We start from the raw sequence: 20,065 nt of genomic DNA on the forward strand, positions 1-20,065 counted from the left end.
GGGCACGGGGAGTAGGGGTCGCACCGCCCCTACAAAGGGGGGGACAAGATTCTTCTCAAAGTCAACCCCTACTCCCCAACAACCAGGGGGATTTAGGGGGATCGAGATATGTGCAACTTCACATTAAATTGGTATTACCCAACTAATTACAGCCGCGCTTAGAAATTCATTTCAGCAGCTTGAACTTTTTCGACCTGTTTCTTCTTGAGAACCAGCATAATTTGAGCCAGCATGGTCAAAGCCACGAAAGCCATCAATCCTTTAACGCGATCGGCACTTTGCAGCACAATCTCCACGTCTTTTTGACCGAAGCCGCCCACATTAGGATTATTCGTCAAAAGTTCGCCTGCTGCAACTGTTTGTCCTTCGGTAACAATCAGTTCTGGGCCTGCGGGAATCGTATCAACAACGGCTGCACCTTCGGCAGGTTGAATTGTCACTTGATAACCGCCATCTTCAGGTTGAGCAATCTTAGAAATGGTGCCAGCTACCGAAGCATTGTAAACAGTATTATTGCTCTTTTCGCCAGTAGGATAAACCTGACCGCGACCGCGGTTGCCTCCGACATAAATTTGGTATTTGCCGTAGTGAACCGACTTGTCAGTTTCCGGATTCGGCGACAAAACTGGGAATACCAATTCTTTGTACTGTTCTCCCGGCACCGGGCCCACTAAAAGAATATTTTCTTGGGTTTCGCTGTAAGGTTGGAAGTAAAGATCGCCGACTTTTTCCTTCATTTCTTCGGGAATTCTGTCAGCGGGAGCAATCTTGAAACCTTCGGGCAACATCACAACTGCGCCGATATTCAAGCCACCTTTGCTGCCGTCGCCGACAACTTGTTGCACGCTAGTATCGTAGGGAATCTTGACAATAGCTTCAAACACTGTGTCAGGCAAAACAGATTGCGGCACTTCCACTTCAGTCACTTTTGCACCGAGGTGACAGTTAGCGCAAACAATGCGGCCTGTTGCTTCGCGGGGAGTAGCGGGTGCTGTTTGCTGAGCCCAGAAAGGGTAAGCAAATGCTGCTTGGGGAAGTGCGATGTCGCTGGTGAGGAAAAATCCTGCTGCGGCGATCGCAATTAAGGCAGTTTTCGCGATCGTCCTGGCACTGCGGCGAAATATCGCAGATAAATTAGTTTGTGGCATTAGAGTATTCAATCTCAAAGGTCAGACAATTTTGGATTTTGGATTTTGGATTTTGGATTTTGGATTTTGGATTTTGGATTATTAGACTGGTTTAGGGATGCACTTATCTGTGGTTTTCACCATTCACCCCCTATCTAAAATCTCAAATCTAAAATCCAAAATAGTTTAAGACCACCAAGGTGCTTCGCCGGTGCGGAAATCAGTTTCTGTCCAAGTTGTAAAAGCGATCTTGTCATCTGCGACAGTGGCGTGGGCCAGGGCCAGAGACAAAGGCGCGGGGCCGCGCACCACTTTGCCCTCATTGTTGTATTGAGAACCGTGGCAAGGACAGATAAACTTGTTTTCGCTAACATTCCAAGGCACGACGCAACCCAAGTGAGTGCAGACTGCATTGATGCCGTAGTCGGCGATAGATAAGTCTTCTTTCACCACAACATAGGTGGGGTCGCCTTTGAGACCTTGGGCTAAGCTGCGATCGCCCGCAGGGTGCGAAGCCAAATATTCGCTAACGATGATGTCGTTACCCAAAGCATCTTTAGCTGTGACTCCGCCGCCAACTGCCCCACTCGACGGAGGAACAAAATATTGGACAACGGGATAGAGTGCGCCCAGTGCCACACCTGTGACTGTACCGAACGTCAGCAAATTCATAAATTGGCGACGCCCCATATCGGGAACATCGGGATTTCCAGCAGAAGATTGAGCCATGACCTGCCTTTACGGTTTTAAGTTACGTTTGTTTGTTAGCTGTTAGCGAACCTGTACGTGCAGAGGAAGGAGGATAATTGCCGTTAATCTGCTCGCACAAATTTTAGGCCGCGAAAATTCCTTTTAAGAATGCGCCTTCCAGCCTTTATTAGAGTATTATTACATTTTTTGAACTTTGTCTTTTATTGTTTAATGGATTAACTCAGGAGCAACCATGACGGGCAAGGATTTACACCAGCTACTGCTAGAAAAATGGGGAAAGTCTTACGATATCAGATTGCGGCGAACACGAGGCAAGATTTTTGTGCAAGTTATGTGGAAATATCTAGAACAGGCATCTTTTCCGATGACGGAGGCTGATTATTTCGAGCATTTGGATGCGGTGGCCAATTACCTCAACGGCTGGGGGAGCACAGAACAGGTGAGAGAATATATCGTAACTACTCGCGATCGCCCGCGCTTGGGTAAAGCTGTCAGCGTTCCCCTAGATTTGGGTGAAAGAGCCTCGGAGTGGTTGCTAGACGAGTTTTGATTCACTCAGTCGATTTTAGATTTTAGATTTTAGATTTTAGATTGACTCCACAGCCGGGATCTGGGGGAGTTCCCTAAAGTTTTGTGTCGCGCCGCGGCTGGATTAGTTGAGCCCAAAGTCCCTAAAATCGATCGGCGAGCTTATCATACGACTTGCCGCGGGTGAGAAACTAAGCTGTGGCGCATCTAATTTGCACAGGTGTTTTGATTCAAAGTCTTGTGTGGCGGGCTTTGCTGCGCGCCGCCAACTGTGGGATTTAAATGCCGCAACAGTTTCTGGGGCTTTTTAGGGGCTTTTTTAATTTTGGGCGATCGTCCTTCATGCTTACCAAAATCATCCGAACCAATTTCTGTCAACAATTTCACATACAATGAGTGTCAGATATCTTGTGAAATTTAGGAGAATGTTGTAATGGGTGTTGCACTGGGAATGGTTGAAGTCTTAGGATTTCCCGCTGCAGTAGAAGTTGCGGACTCAATGGTGAAAGCAGCCCGTGTTACTTTAGTTCGCTATGAGAAAATAACCCGCGCCTACTGGACAATTATAGTGCGAGGAGATGTCTCTGAAGTGCAAGCAGCCGTTGCTGCTGGAATTGAATCAGTTAAAAAGGTCGATGGCGGAAAGTTGCTATCGTATCACATAATTGCTCGTCCCCACGAGAATCTGGATTACGTTTTGCCGATCGGCTATACTCCCGAAGTCGAACAGTTCCGAATGTAGTCAAAGTTTTGACAAAACTTTGGTGTTGAATTTTAAGTTTTAGTAATTATAGAGGCGCGGGCGATCGCGTCTCTATATTTTTTTGGCTGCGATGCAATATATTTTTGTGCTGTGTTTATCTGCGGTATATTTTGCCTAAACAAAAGCCAGAATAACTTGGAACTCTTAACCGCAGATGAACGCAGTTGGACGCAGATAATACAATCACACGGTAACCAAATCACTGGCGGTGATTATGATCGGAACTCCCTTAAGAATTCCGATGATTTGGCCATTCAGACGAATCTCGGTATCTGAACCATTAATCACAGACTCACGAATTATCTTTGTAAACGCATCGCCATCACGTACCAAAAGTTTATCTTCACCTTGTTTGAAGTCAGCAATAGTATCTATTCCGAAACCGCTCCAAAGCCTAAACTTATCAGCCCCCCTGCCACCAACCAGATAGTCATCACCGCTGTTACCAAACAATAAGTCGTCGCCCCCCCCGCCCATCAACGTTTCGCTGCCGTCTCCACCAAGGAGAGTATCGTTATACCTAGAACCGATCGCTACTTCGAGGCCGGAGAGCGAGTCTACGCCACCTAGCCCGTCGGAAGCCCGACCTAGCCCAGACCCGTCACCGAGTGACGCCAAGTTGAGATAGACGCCCGTTCCTCCAAAACTGTAAGATACTGTGTCGATGCCATTTCCTCCGTTGAGCAAGTCATTGCCAGCCCAGCCATTGAGCAAGTCATTGCCAGCCCCGCCATTGAGCGAGCCATTGCCAGCACCACCCCACAAAGAGTCATTACCGCGTCCGCCCAAGAGCGTTTCATTCTGGCTCCCGCCGCCAACTAAGGTGTCGTCGAAGTAAGAACCGATAACGACTTCAATGCCCGAAAGCGAGTCTACACCGCCCAACCCATCGGTAGTCCTGCCTAACCCAGAACGGTCGCCGACTTCGCCTAACTGAAGATTGATACCAGTGATCGCATCGCTGTAAGATACTGTGTCGATGCCATCCCCGCCATTGAGCAAGTCATTGCCAGCAAGACCCGACAAAGAGTCATTACCGCCCTTGCCCAAGAGCGTTTCATTGCCGCTCCCGCCAACTAGGGTGTCGTTGAAATTAGAACCTATCGCTACTTCGATGCCGGAGAGCGAGTCTATGCCGCCCTGCCCGTCGGAAGCCCGACCTAACCCAGACCCGTCGCCGACTGCCCCCAACTGGAGATAGACACCCGTTCCTGCATTGTTGTACGATAATGTGTCGATGCCATCCCCGCCATTGAGCGAGTCATTGCCAGCCCCGCCATTGAGCAAGTCATTGCCAACCTCGCCATTGAGCAAGTCATTGCCAACCTCGTCATTGAGAGTGTCATTGCCATCGCCGCCATTGAGAGTGTCATTGCCGTACCCGCCATAGAACCCGTCATTGCCAACCTTGCCATCGAGATAGTCATCGCCAAACCTGCTAAAGAACGTTTCGCTGATGTCTCCGCCAATGAGAGTATCGTTATAGTCAGTACTGAGCACACTTTCAATGCCGGAGAGCGAGTCTATGCCACCCTGCCCGTCGGAAGCCCGACCTAACCCCAAATGGAGGTTGACGCCAGTTGTTGCAAAAATAAAAGATACTAGGTCGCTGCCATCGCCGCCATAGAGTTCGTCATTGCCAACGTCGCTAATGAGAGTGTCATTGCCCGCGCCGCCATTGAGAGTGTCATTGCCCGCGCCGCCATAGAGTTCGTCATTGCCAACCTCGCCATAGAGAATGTCATTGCCATCGCCGCCATAGAGATCGTCATAGCCATCGCCACCATAGAGAATGTCATTGCCAACCTCGCCATAGCCATCGTCGCCATAGAGATCGTCATCGCCAAACCCGCCATAGAGATAGTCATCGCCACCCCCGGCCTTGAGATCGTCATTGCCATCCTCGCCAAAGAGCCAGTCATTCCCAGCCAGGCCATTGAGAGCGTCATCCCCAGCCAGACCATAGATGGTGTCATTGCCAGTAGTGCCATCGATGGTGTCATTGCCAGTAGTGCCAGTTGCCATATATTTAATTTCCGATTGAGATTAAGAAACTGAAACCGTCAAAAAGGTAAAAATCTACAGTGTGGATTTTTCAAGTGAATTTACTAAAAAATCCACTCAGAAAACCAACAAGTCTCCCACTCAAAAAACCAACAAGTCTCCTATCTTAGGCAGTCAGGAAACTCAAAAGATATAGCTAGACTTCAGTGATCCAGGTTGACTCTCTTGCCGAAGTTTTACGTTCTTGTTCAGTAATTTCACTGTGTCGGTATGTTATCTCTAAAGCGAATACTAAGGATCGGCTCGTCCGAAATCTTGATGCAAACCTTAAAAATTTAATCATTAAAATAACTTATGATTGCCAGCGAGAGCACCTAAAAAATAGTGTGAATTTAGGCTAAAAACCTTAGCCCCAGACATGGCACACTAAACTTTGCTAATGCGAATTGGATTTCTTATTGGTAAAACTTATTGAAAAATTGCTAAATCAGCAATGATGCTAATATAAAACAATCAACTTACTCACATATCTCAAAAGCTTAGCTTTACACAATCTTTATAAGCTGCCAGAGGTAAATACTCAATTCGCCCTCAAAATAACTGAAGCAATGTTTTTAAGATAAGTTGACAACAATCGCAATCTCGGCTAAAAATAGCAGACAATTTTAAAATTCAGATGTTCGGTAACTTTTACATTGTCTGCTATTCTTAATTCTCACCGCCCTAAAAGCTTCACCAAACCAACCCCGCCAAAATACAAGCTCAGCACCGCACCTCCTAAAAGACTTTGCGTTAAAGGGTCAGTAGAAGGCGTTAAAACCGCTCCCAAAACTGCCGCTCCCAAGACTACATACCGCCAGCCGGAGAGCATTTGGTTAGAAGAAACTATGCCCAAAACGCCGAGCAATACTTGGACGATCGGGATTTGAAAAGCTAAGCCGGTGCTGAACATTAACAGCAGCACAAATTTAAAGTATTTGTCGATCGACCACAACTGCTCTACAACATCCGCTCCATAGGTGACAAAGAAGTTGAGCGCCGCCGGAATCAGAGCGATGTAAGCAAAGACTAAACCGCCCAAAAATAGGAAACTCGAACCGAAAAACACCGGCCCCAGCAACCTGCGTTCTTTGCGAGTCAAGCCGGGGAGCACAAACAGCGCTATCTGGTAAAAAATAAACGGAGTGGCGATGAGCAAACCGCTGTATCCGGCTACTTCGATAGAAACAAAGAAATACTCGCCGGGAGCTAGTTGCAGAAACTTGACGGGCCCGGCCGGTACTTCGAGCAGTTGCACGATAGGTTTTACTGTGAAAAAGCAACCGATTACAGCGATTACTACTGCAATTAGCGAGTAGAAAAGTCGCTGTCGCAATTCTTCTAAATGGTCGAATAAAGACATTTCAACTTCGTCGGGAAGTTCGTCTAGAAATTCGTTTTCTAAGTTGCGAGAACCCATCGCACCGCCTGCGATTGGTGCACTGCTGTTTTCCTGGCTAATTGCTTCGAGGTTGTTGTCGGAACCTTGTTCGGATGTCTCCAAGTTTGAGGGAGCAGTCATAGGGAATGGGTAAGTGGTAAGGGGTAATTGAGAAGAGGGAATGGGTAATTGGAAAGTGGTAATTAATTGGAAATTCGTAATTGGGAATAGTTATTTCATAATGGCTCCGAATTCCTTCTTCATTCTTCATTCTGACTTCAGCAGCAGAAGGAACGATCGATAATTAATCCGTGTAGGGGTATCAAAATCCGTGTATTGCGTTCATTATTCAATCCCGATCGCAATTTTGCCGACAGCGCGGCCGGTTTCGCTGTAAACGTGGGCTGCTGCTACTTCTGCTAAGCTGTAAGTGCGATCGACAATCGGCTCAACTTTATCTGATTCTATTAACTCCCGCAAAGCCCCTAAATCGCTGGGGTTGGCATTGGCTAAAATAAATTTAGCTTTTTTGCCCGATATTAACCAGCTCGTTAACATCGGTGCGAGGTTGTCGAAACTCGGCAAAGTCGAGATATAAACTCCCTCTGGTTGCAGCACTTTTTCGCATTCAGCAAATGTTCTTGTCCCGACAGCATCCAAGATTATATCATATTTTTCGGGCTGTTGAGTAAAGTCAATTTCTGCGTAATCCAGAACAAAATCCGCTCCCAAACTCTTGACAAATTCTCTATTTTTAGCGCTGCAAACTCCCGTTACTTCCGCGTTCATTGCTTTCGCAACTTGCACGGCAAAAGTGCCGACTCCGCCGGAAGCGCCGTTAATCAATACTTTGTTTCCTGCTTGGATTTGGCCCAAATCCCTGAGCGATTGCAAAGCAGTTAAACCTGCGATCGGTACTCCTGCTGCTTCTGCATGAGTGATGTTTTTCGGTTTAAAGGCGGCATCCGATTCTGGCACGATCGCGTATTCGGCACAAGCACCCCCACTGATGGGATTTAAGAAAGTATAAACTTCATCTCCGGGTTGAAATTTGGTGACTTCCCTGCCGACTTCCACGACAACTCCAGAGATGTCAGAACCGACTATTCGAGGAAAGTTAAATCCTGTTAATAGTTGCAGGTGTCCTTGTCGGATTTTCCAGTCTACGGGATTGACGCTGCTAGCGCGAACTCGCACTAACAATTCGTTGGATTTGGCGATCGGCTTTTCCAACTCTCGGTACTGCAATTCCTCGGCTGAACCGTAGCGATCGAACGCAACTGCTTTCATGGCAAATTTTCCGGTTTATTTCCAATAGAACACTCAATCCTTTACAATTACAGCACATTCGATCTAAATGTGACACAGGAAATTGAGCTAGCCTTGTAGCAGCGGGCGATCGACTCTGGGAGACCTCCAGACAATGGGCAGGCGTGAGGCAATGGGTTCGCTGGCAAGCGTGCGATGGCTAGCGATTAAAATTAATAGGCACGGGGCGCGCGATCCCATAACCCTGAGCATAATCTACTCCAATCTCCCGCAATTTTTCTAAAATAGTCTCGTCTTCGACAAACTCAGCTATAGTTTCAAGATTCATCGCATGGGCAATACCATTAAACCCTTCAACGAGCGCTTGAGAAATCAAATTATGACTAATATTTTTGACAAAAGCACCATCAATTTTTAGATAATCAACTGGTAAATTTATCAGATACGCAAAGGAACTCAACCCACTGCCAAAATCATCTAAAGCAAAGCAACAGCCAATCTTTTTGAGTTCGCCCATGAAATATCTGGCTTGTTCAAAGTTTGCAATGGCTGCCGTTTCCGTGATTTCAAAACCAATGGTTTGTGGGGGGACTTGGTAGCGAGAAAATTGTTCGATTAAAAACCTCATAAACTGATTGTTACTGATGCTAGCGCCAGATAGATTGATCGTATACAAGCCTTGACTAACAGCATCTTTCTCAGGCAATTTGTGATAGTTCGAGAAAAACTTTTCGATGACCCAACAATCGATTTCTGTTATCAACCCGTAACGCTCGGCGGCGGGAATAAACTGAGCAGGAGATACTATTTTTCCATTTTCGTCCAGCATTCTGAGCAAAATCTCATAATGCTCTACTAATGGTTTAGAGGTAATAGAGACAATCTTTTGGTAGTAGAGACAAAAACGATTGGTTTCCAGCGCTCGGCTGATTTGGGCAATCAACTGCCTCTGACCACGTTGTTTAATTAGTTCACTATCATCTAGACTATAAATATGAACACAGTTGCGGCCTCTGGCTTTGGCGGCATAACAAGCTGCATCAGCCGCTCCCAGAAGCTCCATCAAATTTTGGCTGGTTTGGTCAATAGCAACAACTCCAATGCTGACTCCGATGATAAAGGTTTTGCCATTCCAAATAAACCGAAATTGATGCACTATGTCTTTGAGGTTTTCGGCAATCTGGGTTGCTTGAGAGAGCGAACATTGAGTGAGCAAAATACCAAATTCATCACCTCCCAAGCGAGCCAGCATATCATTAGCACGGACTCCCTTTTGAATAAGTGCTGTGATTTGGCGCAGTAGCTCATCGCCAGCAATATGACCTACGGTATCGTTAACGACTTTAAACTGATCTAAATCTAAATAACAGAGAGCGTGCTGCTGATTGCTATCTTTAACAGAGGCGAGCGCCTCCACTAGCTGCTGCTCAAATTTTCGACGGTTGATTAACCCCGTCAGGGCATCGTGATTTTCTTCCCAAGAGAGTTGACGGGTGAGATAGCGCGATTCAGTAACATCATGAAAGACCATGACTGCCCCGATAATTTGACCTTCGCGGTCTCGAATCGGTGCTGCCGAGTCAGCAATGGGATACTCGGTTCCATCATGGGAAATCAGAATAGTATTGTTAGCTAAGGTCACAATTCGCTCCTCTAATAGAGCCTTGTTTATAGGATTCTCTACTGGCTCTCGCGTTACTTGCTCGACAATTAGGAATACCGTAGAGAAAGGAACTCCTTGAACCTCATGATTTTTCCAGCCTGTCAGTTGCTCAGCTATAGGATTGAAATATCTCACATTACCTTGGGCATCAGTAGTAATGACCGCATCGCCAATGGATTGCAGTGTCACTTGAGCCAATTCCTTTTCGGCAAAGAGAGACTCTTCGAGACGTTGCCGTTCTTCAATTTCTCTCAAGAGACGTAAATTCTGCTTTTGGAGTTTTTGTTGCAGCCTTCCGATAGTTAGGTGGGTTTCGACACGAGCTAATACTTCTTCGACTTGAAATGGCTTAGCAATATAATCTACCCCTCCCGCAGCCAGCCCTTGCACCTTATTAAAAGTTTCATTTAGCGCACTCAAAAAAATTATTGGAATGTCGGCGGTGCGCTCATCAGATTTTAATTTTCGGCAAACTTCATAGCCATCCTGATCGGGCAACTTAATATCTAGTAAGATTAACTCCGTCGATGGCAATTGGGCGGCTCTCAGCGCCATTGCACCTGTCGTGGCACTGCGAACTTTATAACCATGTGCACTCAAAGTATCCCTGAGCAGACGCAGGTTATCAGGCAGATCGTCAACAATTAAAATATTGCCTCGGTAGTTTGTAGCTCGATCGCTAACCCTATCGCTAGTTCTATGGAGAATCATACTCATTTCCCTAGTTTCCTGCTAGAGGAATATAAACCTATGCACAAATAGTATAGTTTAATTATTCGGTTAAAAAAGTTAGTTTACCCACAAAGAAGTCCTGCGCTCCCGGAGATATGGGGCTGGCAAGGGGGCGCAACCATACAAAATCTGAATAGTTCGGCTAGGGGCCGTCCCCTCGTGGTTGCCCTTCTTCGCTTCGCCTAACATTAGAAGAACATTGTTTCAAGCCAAGCAGGCGATTTATGAACAAGCGGATTTCTCAAATGGCAAGTCTAGCCGTCATTGCGATCGGATGTCTCGTGCTGCTGGGTTGGCAATTTGACATCTCCCTACTCAAAAGTGGTTTTCCCGGTATGACTGCGACCATGAAAGCAAACACGGCAATTTGCTTTTTGCTGGCTGGAGTGTCTTTGAGATTGTTGCAGTACCAAAGAACCCGACTGCACAATCGCATCGCTCAAGGGATGGCAGGATTGATAATCATCATCGGTATGCTGACGCTGAGCCAGTATATTTTTGGTTGGAAGCTGGGTATTGATGAGTGGCTTTTCCGAGATGTCGTGTCTTCAGCGACTCCTTATCCGGGAAGAATGGGAGTAAATACCGCCCTAAATTTTGTGCTGATGGGACTAGCACTGTTACTGTTAGGGCAAAATTCCCAACGGGATACTTGGTTGGCTCAGATTTTTAGTAGTGTTGCAACTTTAATTTCTCTACTAGCTTTATTTGCACACCTATTCCATGTCGATATTCTTGAACGTTTGGCCACAATTACGACGACTCAACCCGTAAACACGATCGCCACCTTTTTCATCCTCTATGGAGGAATTTTATGGCTCCGCCCCAAGGAAGGATTAATGCAAGTAGTAACCAGTCCCCTAGTTGGCGGAGTAATGGTTCGGTGGTTGCTGCCTTGGGGGACGCTCTTTCCAGTGACAGTGAACTGGTTGACTCTTCAGGGACAAAATTTAGGCTGGTATAACGTTAATTTTGGCTATACATTGCGTTCAACTATTATGGTTGTCACGTTCTCAATTCTCATCTTGGGGACGGCTCGCTCTTTAAACCAGATAGATTACAGGCGCCAAAAAGCGGAAAAAGAAATTAAAAAACTTAACGAAACTTTAGAAATTCTTGTGGCTGAACGAACAGATGCTTTACAAAAATCGCAGGCTCGTTTTGCGGGAATTCTAGAAATCGCCAATGATGCAATTATTTCAGTCGATCGCACTCAACGCATTACCCTGTTTAATCAAGGGGCAGAAAAGATGTTTGGCTATAAAATTGAGGATATTTTAGGGGAGCCACTGAATTTACTGCTGCCAGAACAGTTTAGAGATGCACATCCGCAGCATATCAAACAATTTGCACAGTCTTCTAGCAGAGCGCGAAGGATGGGAGAACGAGGCGAGATTTTGGGTCGTCGTCAAGATGGAACGCAGTTTTCGGCTGAAGCCTCTATTTCTAAGCTGGAAATGGGAGACGAAACGGTATTTACTGTGATTTTGCGCGATATTAGCGATCGCAAACAAATTGAGATGGCTTTACGAAACAGTGAAGAGCAGTTTCGCCATGCGTTTGAAGATGCCTCTATCGGGATGGCGATCGTTTCACTTGATGGGTACTGGATTAAAGTCAATCCTGCCTTATGTCAGATTCTTGGCTACTCCTCAGAAGAGTTGTTAGCGTTAACTTTCCAAGACATCACCCATCCTGACGATTTAGACGGCGATCTTAGTTATGCACATCAACTATTAGCAGGAAGAATTTCAACTTACCAACTGGAAAAACGGTATTTCCATAAAGAAGGACACATTATTTGGATTATTCTTAATGGATCGCTAGTACAAGATGGACAGGGAAATCCACTGCATTTTATTTCTCAAATACAAGAAATTACGGCTCGAAAAGAAGCTCAAAAGACCCTAGAACTTCAAAGCGTTATTATGAATAACATGGCAGGAGGAGTGTGCTTAATCAAAGCCTCAGACCTCATGATCGTCTACACCAACCCTACCTTTGACGCTATGTTTGGCTACACAGAGGACGAACTCGCAGGTCAACCCCTTGGTATTTTGAATTATGTCGATACAAAGGTTACACCAGATGTAGCCGTTCTAGATATCGTCACTCAAATTGAACAGACCGGGGAAGCGAAATATGAAGTCCAGAATAGAAAGAAAGATGGAACTCTCTTTTGGTGCAGAGTTCATACATCCATGTTTGAGCATCCTGAATACGGAACTGTATATGTTGCCGTTCAGGAAGACGCAACAGAGCTAAAACTGGCTGAGCAAGCCTTGCAAGCTACCACAAATCGCCTCAACTTTCTTCTCAACTATAGCCCCGTGGTCATTTTTAGCAGTAAAGCTGCTGGCGATTATGGAGCAACGTTCATCAGCGAAAATATCAAAGATATATTGGGCTACGAAAGCAGCGAGTTTTTAGAAGATTCTAAATTTTGGGTGAATCACTTACACCCAGATGATGTAAAACCAGTGCTTAATGGCTTAGCAAATCTATTCGTTAATGATTTTTACTTCCACGAATACCGTTTTCGTCGCTCCGATGGGGTTTATCGCTGGATGCTCAGTCAGCTTAAACTAATTCGAGATAATTCAGGTACACCAGTAGAAATTTTGGGATATTTAATTGACATTAGCGATCGTAAACAAGCGGAGTTGGAATTTCATCAGGCAAATGAAGCAAACCAAGCCAAGACAGTCTTCCTCGCCAATATGAGCCACGAACTCCGCACCCCCCTCAACTCAATTTTGGGATTCACGCAATTGATGAGCTATGAGAGCAATCTGACTCGTTCTCTCCAAGAACGTTTAGAGATTGTCAATCGTAGCGGTAAACATTTATTGGATTTGATTAACGATATTTTAGATTTATCCAAAATAGAGAGCGGACGGATGACTCTCAATCCTTCTGAGTTTGATTTGACAAGTTTGCTGACTTCTATCGAAGAAATGTTCCAAGTTAAAGTCCAATCTAAAGTAGTGCAGCTAATTGTCGAGCGAGATCCAGACATTCCTCAATTTGTGCAGAGTGACGAGAAAAAACTCTATCAAGTATTGGTCAATCTGCTCGGTAATGCGATTAAGTTTACCAATCACGGAAGCGTCACCCTACGGGTAAGAGCAACACAAAGAGACAAAACATCCTGTCACCTATGTTTTGAAGTTGAGGATACAGGCGTGGGAATTTCGCCCACAGAAATTGATAAATTATTTAAGGTTTTTGTGCAAACCCAAGCTGGGAATAATTTGAGTCAAGGCACGGGGCTTGGTTTAGCCATCAGTCAAAAACTCGTCAAACTTATGGGCGGTCAGATTCAGGTTAAAAGCACTTTGAACCGAGGTAGCACTTTTTCCTTTGAGATTGGTGTACAGTTACCTCAATCAGCATCCTTACCCCCAGAATCAATTAATCAAAGAGTAATTGGTTTAGCTCCCGGACAACCGACTTACCGCATTCTTATTGTTGAAGATTTAGAAGAAAATCGTCGCTTGTTAGTCGAGATCCTGACCTCGGTTGGTTTTGAGGTGAGAGAAGCAAAACAGGGAGTGGAGGCACTCTCACTGTGGGAGAGTTGGCTGCCACACCTGATTCTGATGGATCTGCGAATGCCGATCGTGGATGGCTACACAGCTACTAAATATATTAGAGAACGCCCTCAGAGCCAAGAAACTGTCATTATTGCTTTAACTGCCAGTGTTTTGGAAGAAGATCGAGAGAAAGTTCTTAGGGCTGGCTGCAACGACTTTATAAGCAAGCCATTTCAGCAGAGAGAACTTTTTGATAAACTCGCTAAATATTTGGGAGTACAATATATCTACGAAGTCGTAGAACAAACTCCACAAAAACCATTAGTTGAAACGGTGTCTGTAGAAGATATATCCATGATGCCCCCCCAGTGGTTAGAACAAATGTATCAAGCCGCTTACTATCTCGATACCGAAGTTATGAATGAATTAATTCTACAAATTCCCGAATCCAAAGCAAGTTTGTCCAAAGCACTAACTGATTATATCAATAATTTTAATTCTGATCGAATTATGGAGCTGATTCGACCTTTGCTGCCGAAGCCGCTGTAGTTATCGAGTTTAATGACAAAGAAGCTATAGTGCTGTAAGCAGTGGCTATATTTCTAATATACACCAACAGGGCAAAGGATTTGGACGTTTTTGGAGATGTGTGTGGCAGATATCTATCAGCATAAGGAAATGGCATACACCTTAGATGGAATGTGCTATATCATAGAGCAATTCTATTTCGTGTGTGAAGGGGATTTATTTTTTTATTAACCGCAGAGGGCGCAGAGGTCACAGAGAAAGAGAAAAGAGAGAGATAAATGATTGATTTAACCGGAAAGGTAATTTTAGTAACAGGTGGCTCGAAAGGGATTGGTGCAGTGACGGTGCGGACTCTGGTTAATGCTGGGGCTGAGGTGATTTTGCATTACTTTCGCAGTCAGAAAGAAGCTGAAGCGGTGGCAGCAAGTGTTGCGCGCGATCGCTGTTATTTATTGGCAGCAGATTTGATGGTGGAAAACGCGGCTTCGACTTTGTGGCGAGATGCTTTAAAATGGCGGGGCCATATTGATATTTTAGTTAATAATGCGGGGATTATGCAGTCAGCGGGTATAGAGGACGAGTTCGATATTTGGTCTTCAGCTTGGCAGCAAACTCTACAAGTTAATTTAGTTGCCGTTGCCGATTTGTGCCGAGAATCTATTCTGCATTTTCAAAGTCGCAGGGGCGGTACAATTATTAATATAGCAAGTCGCGCTGCTTTTCGCGGCGATGACCCGAATTATCTGCACTACGCCGCTTCTAAAGGCGCTATTGTTGCTTTAACTCGCAGTATTGCTAGAGGGTTTGCGGCTGATAATATTTTGGCTTTTACAGTTGCCCCCGGATTTGTCAGTACAGAAATGTCTAATCAGTTTATTCAGGAGTTCGGTGAAGCTGATATTATTCGCGATATCCCGATCGGCAAAATCGCTCCTCCTCAAGATGTTGCTAATGTTATCGCGTTTTTAGCATCCGGTTTGGCTACGCACGCTACCGGGACTACGATCGACATTAATGGAGCCTCATACGTGCATTGAGACAATTACTGTAAAATACCTCTCAAGGCTCACGCTGACAGCTTTTAAAACCAAGTAATTTATCACTTTAGCAAGACGCTAAAAACATCATAAATCATTTATGGTTAGATAAAAAGATAGTCTGAGGAAATTTGATTATGACAACCGATAATGGTAGCAACACAAAACGAGTTGCCATACTCATTGAAAATGGAGTTGAAGATTCGGAATTTTTAGTTCCTTACAACGCCTTAAAACAAGCAAATTTTGATGTAGTTGTCCTCGGTTCGCGGACAAATGAAAAGTATGCAGGAAAACAAGGAAAAGTTGCCCAGCAGGCTGACGGAACTACCACTGAAGCAGTCCCCGCAGAATTCGATGCAGTGATAATTCCCGGCGGGATGGCTCCCGATACAATGCGGACTAACCCCAATACAGTACGTTTTGTACGAGAAGCATTTGAGCAAGGGAAAATTGTCGCTGCTGTTTGCCACGGCCCGCAAGTTTTGATTGAAGCCGACTTGCTGAAAGGCAAAAATGCCACAGGTTTCTTGGCAATTAAAACAGACATGATTAATGCCGGAGCTAACTACATCAACGAAGCTTTAGTAGTTGACGGTAACTTGATCACTTCCCGCCAACCTGGAGATTTAGCAATATTTACCACCGCAATTATGGCTCGCCTCGGTTACGGCGGAAAAGCAGTCGGTTTGCCAGAAGAAACTGACAAAAATGCAGAATGGTGGAAATTAGCTAATGGTTGGGGAGGTTCGACACAAGGCGACATTGTTAAAGCTTTGAATACCGCCCTCGCAGGGGAACGCTATGCTTGCGAAGCCTTTGAACATTATGCGGAAAAAACCCAAGACAGCGATTTGCGATCGCTCTTGAGAGAAATGATTCAAAATAAACAGAACCACATCCTCGCTATCGAAAAACGCCTCAACGATTTCGGGGAAAAACCCTCAATTCCTGCCCAAATTGCTGACAAATACGCTAAATTAAAAGCTTCGATGCAAGGAAGCGATGAAACGTTTTTGCTGCGGAGCACTCTCGGTGATTTGCAAACCGGTGTTGTCGATATCAACAACCTGCGGGTGAAGTTAACAGATCCCGTATCAACGGCGATTTTGACAGAGATAGAATCGGATTTGTCTAAGTGTGAACAAGTCGTTGCTAAACTCTTCCGCGCCCGTGCAGCTTCCCAGGAAATTAAGTCGCCTAAACCTTCGACTAGCCCCGCTGTAAAAATGTAATCAGCAAGGGGATAAATAAGTTTGTAGTTTGGTTGAGATGTGAAAACCAGTACCAATATCGCAACTACAAACTTCCTCTGCAATCCTACAATATACGCCTTTGCGGTAAAATAAAACCCAACACTAAAAAGCAGATATTCAACTAACTGCAAGGTGGAGGGTTTTATTTTGGTTTCAGCGGGAAACGGCGAGTTTGAAGGAAGCTTGCGGCATCCGATGGCGGTAAAAGCCCCTGGATTCATCCGTGCAGAAAAAAAATATAGTATCCGATAACCAGCCCCCGGATACATCCGTAAAGTTGCTTTCTTCAATTCTTCAATTCTTAAAATCTAAAATCTAAAATCTAAAATCTAAAATCGATTAACCAGCCCTCGGATATATCCGTAATATCATGTCCGATGGATTAACCATAATATCCCGGTCGGGGCGGGTTTTTGAGATTGTCAATTATTGGCAGGTATTGTTGGTGAACCCGCCCCTACAACAATCGCGATCCCTCGACCGGAAATGATATGAGGTCGCTTTCTTCAATTCTTCAATCCTTCAATTCTTTAAATCTAAAATCTAAAATCTAAAATCTAAAATCGATTGGTTTGTTCCCTCTTCCTTTAGACAGGAGACACCTGGGCTATAAATGCGCTACTGTGTTGCCAATATTTTGATGAGGAAAAAAGGCCGTGGTTCCCTTACGCGATGAAAATCCCATTACTATCACTCCCTATGTCACCTACGGGCTGGTTGCCGCAAACATATTAGTATTTTTGTACGAACTCAGTTTGGGCGATCGACAATTAACGCAATTCTTCTACTCTTGGGCCGTAATTCCTTGCCAGTTAAGCAATATGTGTCGGGTTGCTCTGCCAGCTTCGCCATTTCCCGAATGGACGACACTAATTAGCTCCCAATTCCTGCACGCAGGCTTTCTTCACATTGCCGGAAATATGTTATTTTTGTGGATTTTTGGCAACAACGTAGAAGACCGTTTAGGACACGTCAAATTTATAATATTTTACCTTACTTGCGGCGTTTTAGCATCACTAACTCAGTGGTTTTTCTCCTCAGCATCTGCCATTCCGTCCCTAGGTGCTAGCGGCGCGATCGCAGGCGTGATGGGAGCTTACATTCTCAGATATCCCCAAGCTAAAGTTCTGACACTCCTGCCATTGGGAATTTTTATTACCACCGTCAGAGTCCCCGCTTTCTTCTTTCTAGGATTTTGGTTTGCACAGCAAGCATTGAGCGGGCTGGCTTCCTTGAATGCCCCGGCAAGTGTCGGCATGGAATCCGGGGGAGTTGCCTACTGGGCCCACGCCGGTGGCTTTGTTTTCGGCGCTATTCTCGGCCCTTTGTTGGGACTTTTTTCTGAAGATAATCAGATTTAATTTTTCACCGCAGATGAACGCAAATTAACGCAGATAAACTGCCAAGGAAATCGGCGCTTATCTGCGTTTATCTGTGGTTTCATGTCATGTCCGATCGATTAACCATAATATCCCGGTCGGGGCGGGTTTTTGAGATTGTCCATTGTTGGCAGGTAAGGATTCAGGTAAAAATAGTTCCGCAGAGAGCCGAACAATATGGTAATGTAGTCAGATGAGCGAAAAGTCAGAGTTATCAGCAGCACTAAAATTAGAAATGGTTGACCAGTTGAGCCACCAGGAGCTGGTCAAAATTGTGCTCACCCAACAGAAGCTGATTGAAAAATTACAACAAAAGCTCGAAAAGCTCCAAGAGAGACAGCCCAGTAATAGTAAAACATCATAAAAACCACCATCGAGCGATCTGATACAGAAATCAGAGACAGCCAAAGTTGACAATTCAAAAGAATCAGAGTCAGAGTCAGAGTCCCAGGGTAAACGCATCTTAATTTCAACCTAAAACATGATAAGATGAAGTATTGGGCTAAATCAAGTGCGTAATTAGGTGCGATCGATGGCGAAAGGGTTTACTTCGACTTTAACTGCCCAACAAAAAACAATAGGTGTATCGAACCCGACACACTTATTGAACGCTTGTTTTTTAAACCATTTTGGAACCTTGACCGATCCAAGAATAGAAAGAAGTAAACAGCATTTATTAATAGATATTGTAGCAATTGCGATTCTAGCTGTCCAGACGCGGTGCAGATGGATGGGAAGCAATAGAACTCTATGGAACAACCAAATATGAATGGCTGAAAGGTTTTCTAGAACTGCCGAATGGAATTCCTTCTCATGATACATTTAGTCTCCTTCTTTGCTCGAATTGAACCGCAGCAGTTTCAAGAGTGTTTTTTGAGTTGGATAAATTCAATAACCCAAAAGTTGGAGCTAGAAGTCCTAGCCATAGATGGCAAAACAATGAAACAATCTTATGACCGGAATCACAGCCAAAAACCATTGCATATAGTCAGTGCATGGTCTTCATCCCATCAATTAGTTTTAGGGCAAAAAAAGTCAATAAGAAATCTAACGAAGTGACGGCAATTCCGGCTTTGTTAGAGGTGCTAGAAATTGCTGGAAGCATAATAACCATCAATGCTTTGGGATGTCAGAAAGAAATAGCAGCGCTGATAATTAAGAAGAAAGGAGATTATCTTTTAGCGCTAAAAGGGAATCAAAAACTTCTTCATGAAGACGTAAAAAACTGGTTTGAATTAGCTAGAAAAGAAGAGTTTGGTGGCAGAGAGCATAGCTATTATCAACAAATAGAAGCCGGGCATCATCGAGTTGAAAAAAGACAAATTTGGACGGTGGCAGTCTCAGAGCTTCCATCTCTTCATAATCAATCATTATGGGCTGGATTGAAAACGGTTATGATGATCGTAAGTGAAAGACGTTTGTGGAATAAAACAACCACAGAAGTTGGCTTTTATTTGAGTAGTTTAGCCAGTAATGCCGAGAAGATTTCTCAAGCAATCCGCAGTCATTGGGGTATTGAAAATAGCTTACATTGGACATGGGATGTTACTTTTTGTGAAGACAAGAGTCGGATTCGTAAAGATAATTTTCCTGAAAACTTTGCTCTTCTACGTCGCGAGTGCCATCAATTTACTGAAACAAGAAAAAGGATTTAAAGGAAGTTTAAAAATGAAGCGGTATCTGGCGGGAATGGATAATAATTATTTAGTCCAAATCTTAAACTCTGCCAGTTAACGCTAGAAAACTCAAACAGATTCCCGATCTAAATTGATTCAGCTTCGAGAATTTAGAAGTTCTTAAAGCTCGATTTTTACTGGGTTAATTCCATCGGATTTAAGAGTTTTAAGAAGGATTTTTCCCGAACAAGACTCACGCACAAATATGATTTTCTGTCAACTTAATTTAGATGCGTTTACCCGGGAGTTGTAATTAAAGCTTCTCCAACGTAAGCTTTATCTCCCTTAAATATGAGTTGAGGGTCAAACCGTGAGCGTTCTTCTCGGAATAAAGTTATATCGCTTTTAGGTCCAGGTTTCCCTGCCACAACATCAACGATATCTCTACCATCTGGCATGACAATTATTTGACTTTTAAATGTATGATTACTCTTCT

16 protein-coding genes and 1 pseudogene are annotated in these 20,065 nt (G+C 44.5%); 9 read left to right on the top strand and 8 right to left on the bottom strand.

All coding sequences use genetic code 11. The annotated features are described in order from the left end of the window. Window positions 1–158 precede the first annotated feature (158 nt). Together petA and petC are read right to left on the bottom strand one after the other, a co-directional pair. Window positions 159–1,148 (bottom strand): cytochrome f, encoded by a 990-nt coding sequence (petA, locus tag QUB12_RS32880; RefSeq protein WP_333144448.1) that lies wholly within the window; start codon window positions 1,146–1,148, stop codon window positions 159–161. Between the two features lie 165 nt (window positions 1,149–1,313). After that, window positions 1,314–1,856, bottom strand: coding sequence for a cytochrome b6-f complex iron-sulfur subunit (gene petC / locus QUB12_RS32885; protein ID WP_333062057.1), 543 nt, complete (start codon window positions 1,854–1,856; stop codon window positions 1,314–1,316). Between the two features lie 214 nt (window positions 1,857–2,070). On the opposite strand from petC, the gene QUB12_RS32890 reads away from it, so the two are divergent. Next, window positions 2,071–2,388: a DUF3067 family protein gene (locus tag QUB12_RS32890; protein WP_190661639.1), complete on the top strand. Its 318-nt coding sequence runs from the start codon at window positions 2,071–2,073 to the stop codon at window positions 2,386–2,388. A 185-nt stretch (window positions 2,389–2,573) separates the two neighbouring features. Here the strand turns inward: QUB12_RS32890 and QUB12_RS32895 are convergent, their stop codons facing one another. Further along, window positions 2,574–2,753, bottom strand: coding sequence for a hypothetical protein (locus QUB12_RS32895; protein ID WP_333310393.1), 180 nt, complete (start codon window positions 2,751–2,753; stop codon window positions 2,574–2,576). Window positions 2,754–2,799: 46 nt separating this feature from the next. On the opposite strand from QUB12_RS32895, the gene QUB12_RS32900 reads away from it, so the two are divergent. After that, the gene (locus QUB12_RS32900; RefSeq protein ID WP_006631236.1) at window positions 2,800–3,108 is read left to right on the top strand and encodes a carbon dioxide-concentrating mechanism protein CcmK; all 309 of its coding nucleotides are present in this window, start codon (window positions 2,800–2,802) and stop codon (window positions 3,106–3,108) included. Between the two features lie 204 nt (window positions 3,109–3,312). Here QUB12_RS32900 and QUB12_RS32905 read toward each other — a convergent pair whose 3' ends face one another. The 4 genes from QUB12_RS32905 to QUB12_RS32920 form a co-directional block, all read right to left on the bottom strand. Next, on the bottom strand, window positions 3,313–5,154 hold the full coding sequence (locus tag QUB12_RS32905) for a calcium-binding protein (RefSeq protein ID WP_333310395.1): 1,842 nt from the start codon (window positions 5,152–5,154) through the stop codon (window positions 3,313–3,315). Window positions 5,155–5,848: 694 nt separating this feature from the next. Continuing rightward, window positions 5,849–6,694 (bottom strand): twin-arginine translocase subunit TatC, encoded by an 846-nt coding sequence (gene tatC, locus QUB12_RS32910; protein ID WP_333310397.1) that lies wholly within the window; start codon window positions 6,692–6,694, stop codon window positions 5,849–5,851. A gap of 204 nt (window positions 6,695–6,898) precedes the next feature. After that, on the bottom strand, window positions 6,899–7,843 hold the full coding sequence (locus QUB12_RS32915) for an NAD(P)-dependent alcohol dehydrogenase (protein WP_333144444.1): 945 nt from the start codon (window positions 7,841–7,843) through the stop codon (window positions 6,899–6,901). Between the two features lie 178 nt (window positions 7,844–8,021). Then, on the bottom strand, window positions 8,022–10,196 hold the full coding sequence (locus QUB12_RS32920) for an EAL domain-containing protein (protein ID WP_333300909.1): 2,175 nt from the start codon (window positions 10,194–10,196) through the stop codon (window positions 8,022–8,024). A gap of 245 nt (window positions 10,197–10,441) precedes the next feature. On the opposite strand from QUB12_RS32920, the gene QUB12_RS32925 reads away from it, so the two are divergent. The 7 genes and pseudogenes from QUB12_RS32925 to QUB12_RS32950 all read left to right on the top strand — a co-directional run bounded on the left by QUB12_RS32925 (window position 10,442) and on the right by QUB12_RS32950 (window position 19,608). Further along, complete coding sequence (locus QUB12_RS32925) at window positions 10,442–14,302, top strand: PAS domain S-box protein (protein WP_333310399.1); 3,861 nt, start codon at window positions 10,442–10,444, stop codon at window positions 14,300–14,302. 257 nt (window positions 14,303–14,559) lie between these two features. After that, entirely contained in the window at window positions 14,560–15,318 is a 759-nt protein-coding gene (locus tag QUB12_RS32930; protein ID WP_333310401.1) for an SDR family oxidoreductase, read from the top strand. Between the two features lie 137 nt (window positions 15,319–15,455). Beyond that, window positions 15,456–16,553, top strand: coding sequence for a DJ-1/PfpI/YhbO family deglycase/protease (locus QUB12_RS32935; RefSeq protein WP_333310403.1), 1,098 nt, complete (start codon window positions 15,456–15,458; stop codon window positions 16,551–16,553). A 677-nt stretch (window positions 16,554–17,230) separates the two neighbouring features. After that, the gene (locus tag QUB12_RS32940; RefSeq protein WP_333144439.1) at window positions 17,231–17,935 is read left to right on the top strand and encodes a rhomboid family intramembrane serine protease; all 705 of its coding nucleotides are present in this window, start codon (window positions 17,231–17,233) and stop codon (window positions 17,933–17,935) included. 211 nt (window positions 17,936–18,146) lie between these two features. Next, window positions 18,147–18,317, top strand: a complete 171-nt coding sequence (locus QUB12_RS32945) for a hypothetical protein (RefSeq protein ID WP_333144438.1) — start codon at window positions 18,147–18,149, stop codon at window positions 18,315–18,317. A gap of 409 nt (window positions 18,318–18,726) precedes the next feature. Then, entirely contained in the window at window positions 18,727–18,801 is a 75-nt protein-coding gene (locus QUB12_RS37705; RefSeq protein WP_445252068.1) for a hypothetical protein, read from the top strand. Beyond that, a pseudogene (locus tag QUB12_RS32950) lies at window positions 18,767–19,608 on the top strand (ISAs1 family transposase). The gene QUB12_RS37705 and the pseudogene QUB12_RS32950 overlap by 35 nt, the downstream one beginning before the upstream one ends. Before the next feature lie 257 nt (window positions 19,609–19,865). Here QUB12_RS32950 and QUB12_RS32955 read toward each other — a convergent pair. Further along, window positions 19,866–20,065 (bottom strand): transposase family protein (locus tag QUB12_RS32955; RefSeq protein ID WP_333310405.1); only part of this gene is annotated, 200 nt, incomplete at its 5' end.

The sequence above is a fragment of the Microcoleus sp. B7-D4 genome, assembly GCF_036705125.1.
Classification (GTDB): domain Bacteria; phylum Cyanobacteriota; class Cyanobacteriia; order Cyanobacteriales; family Microcoleaceae; genus Microcoleus.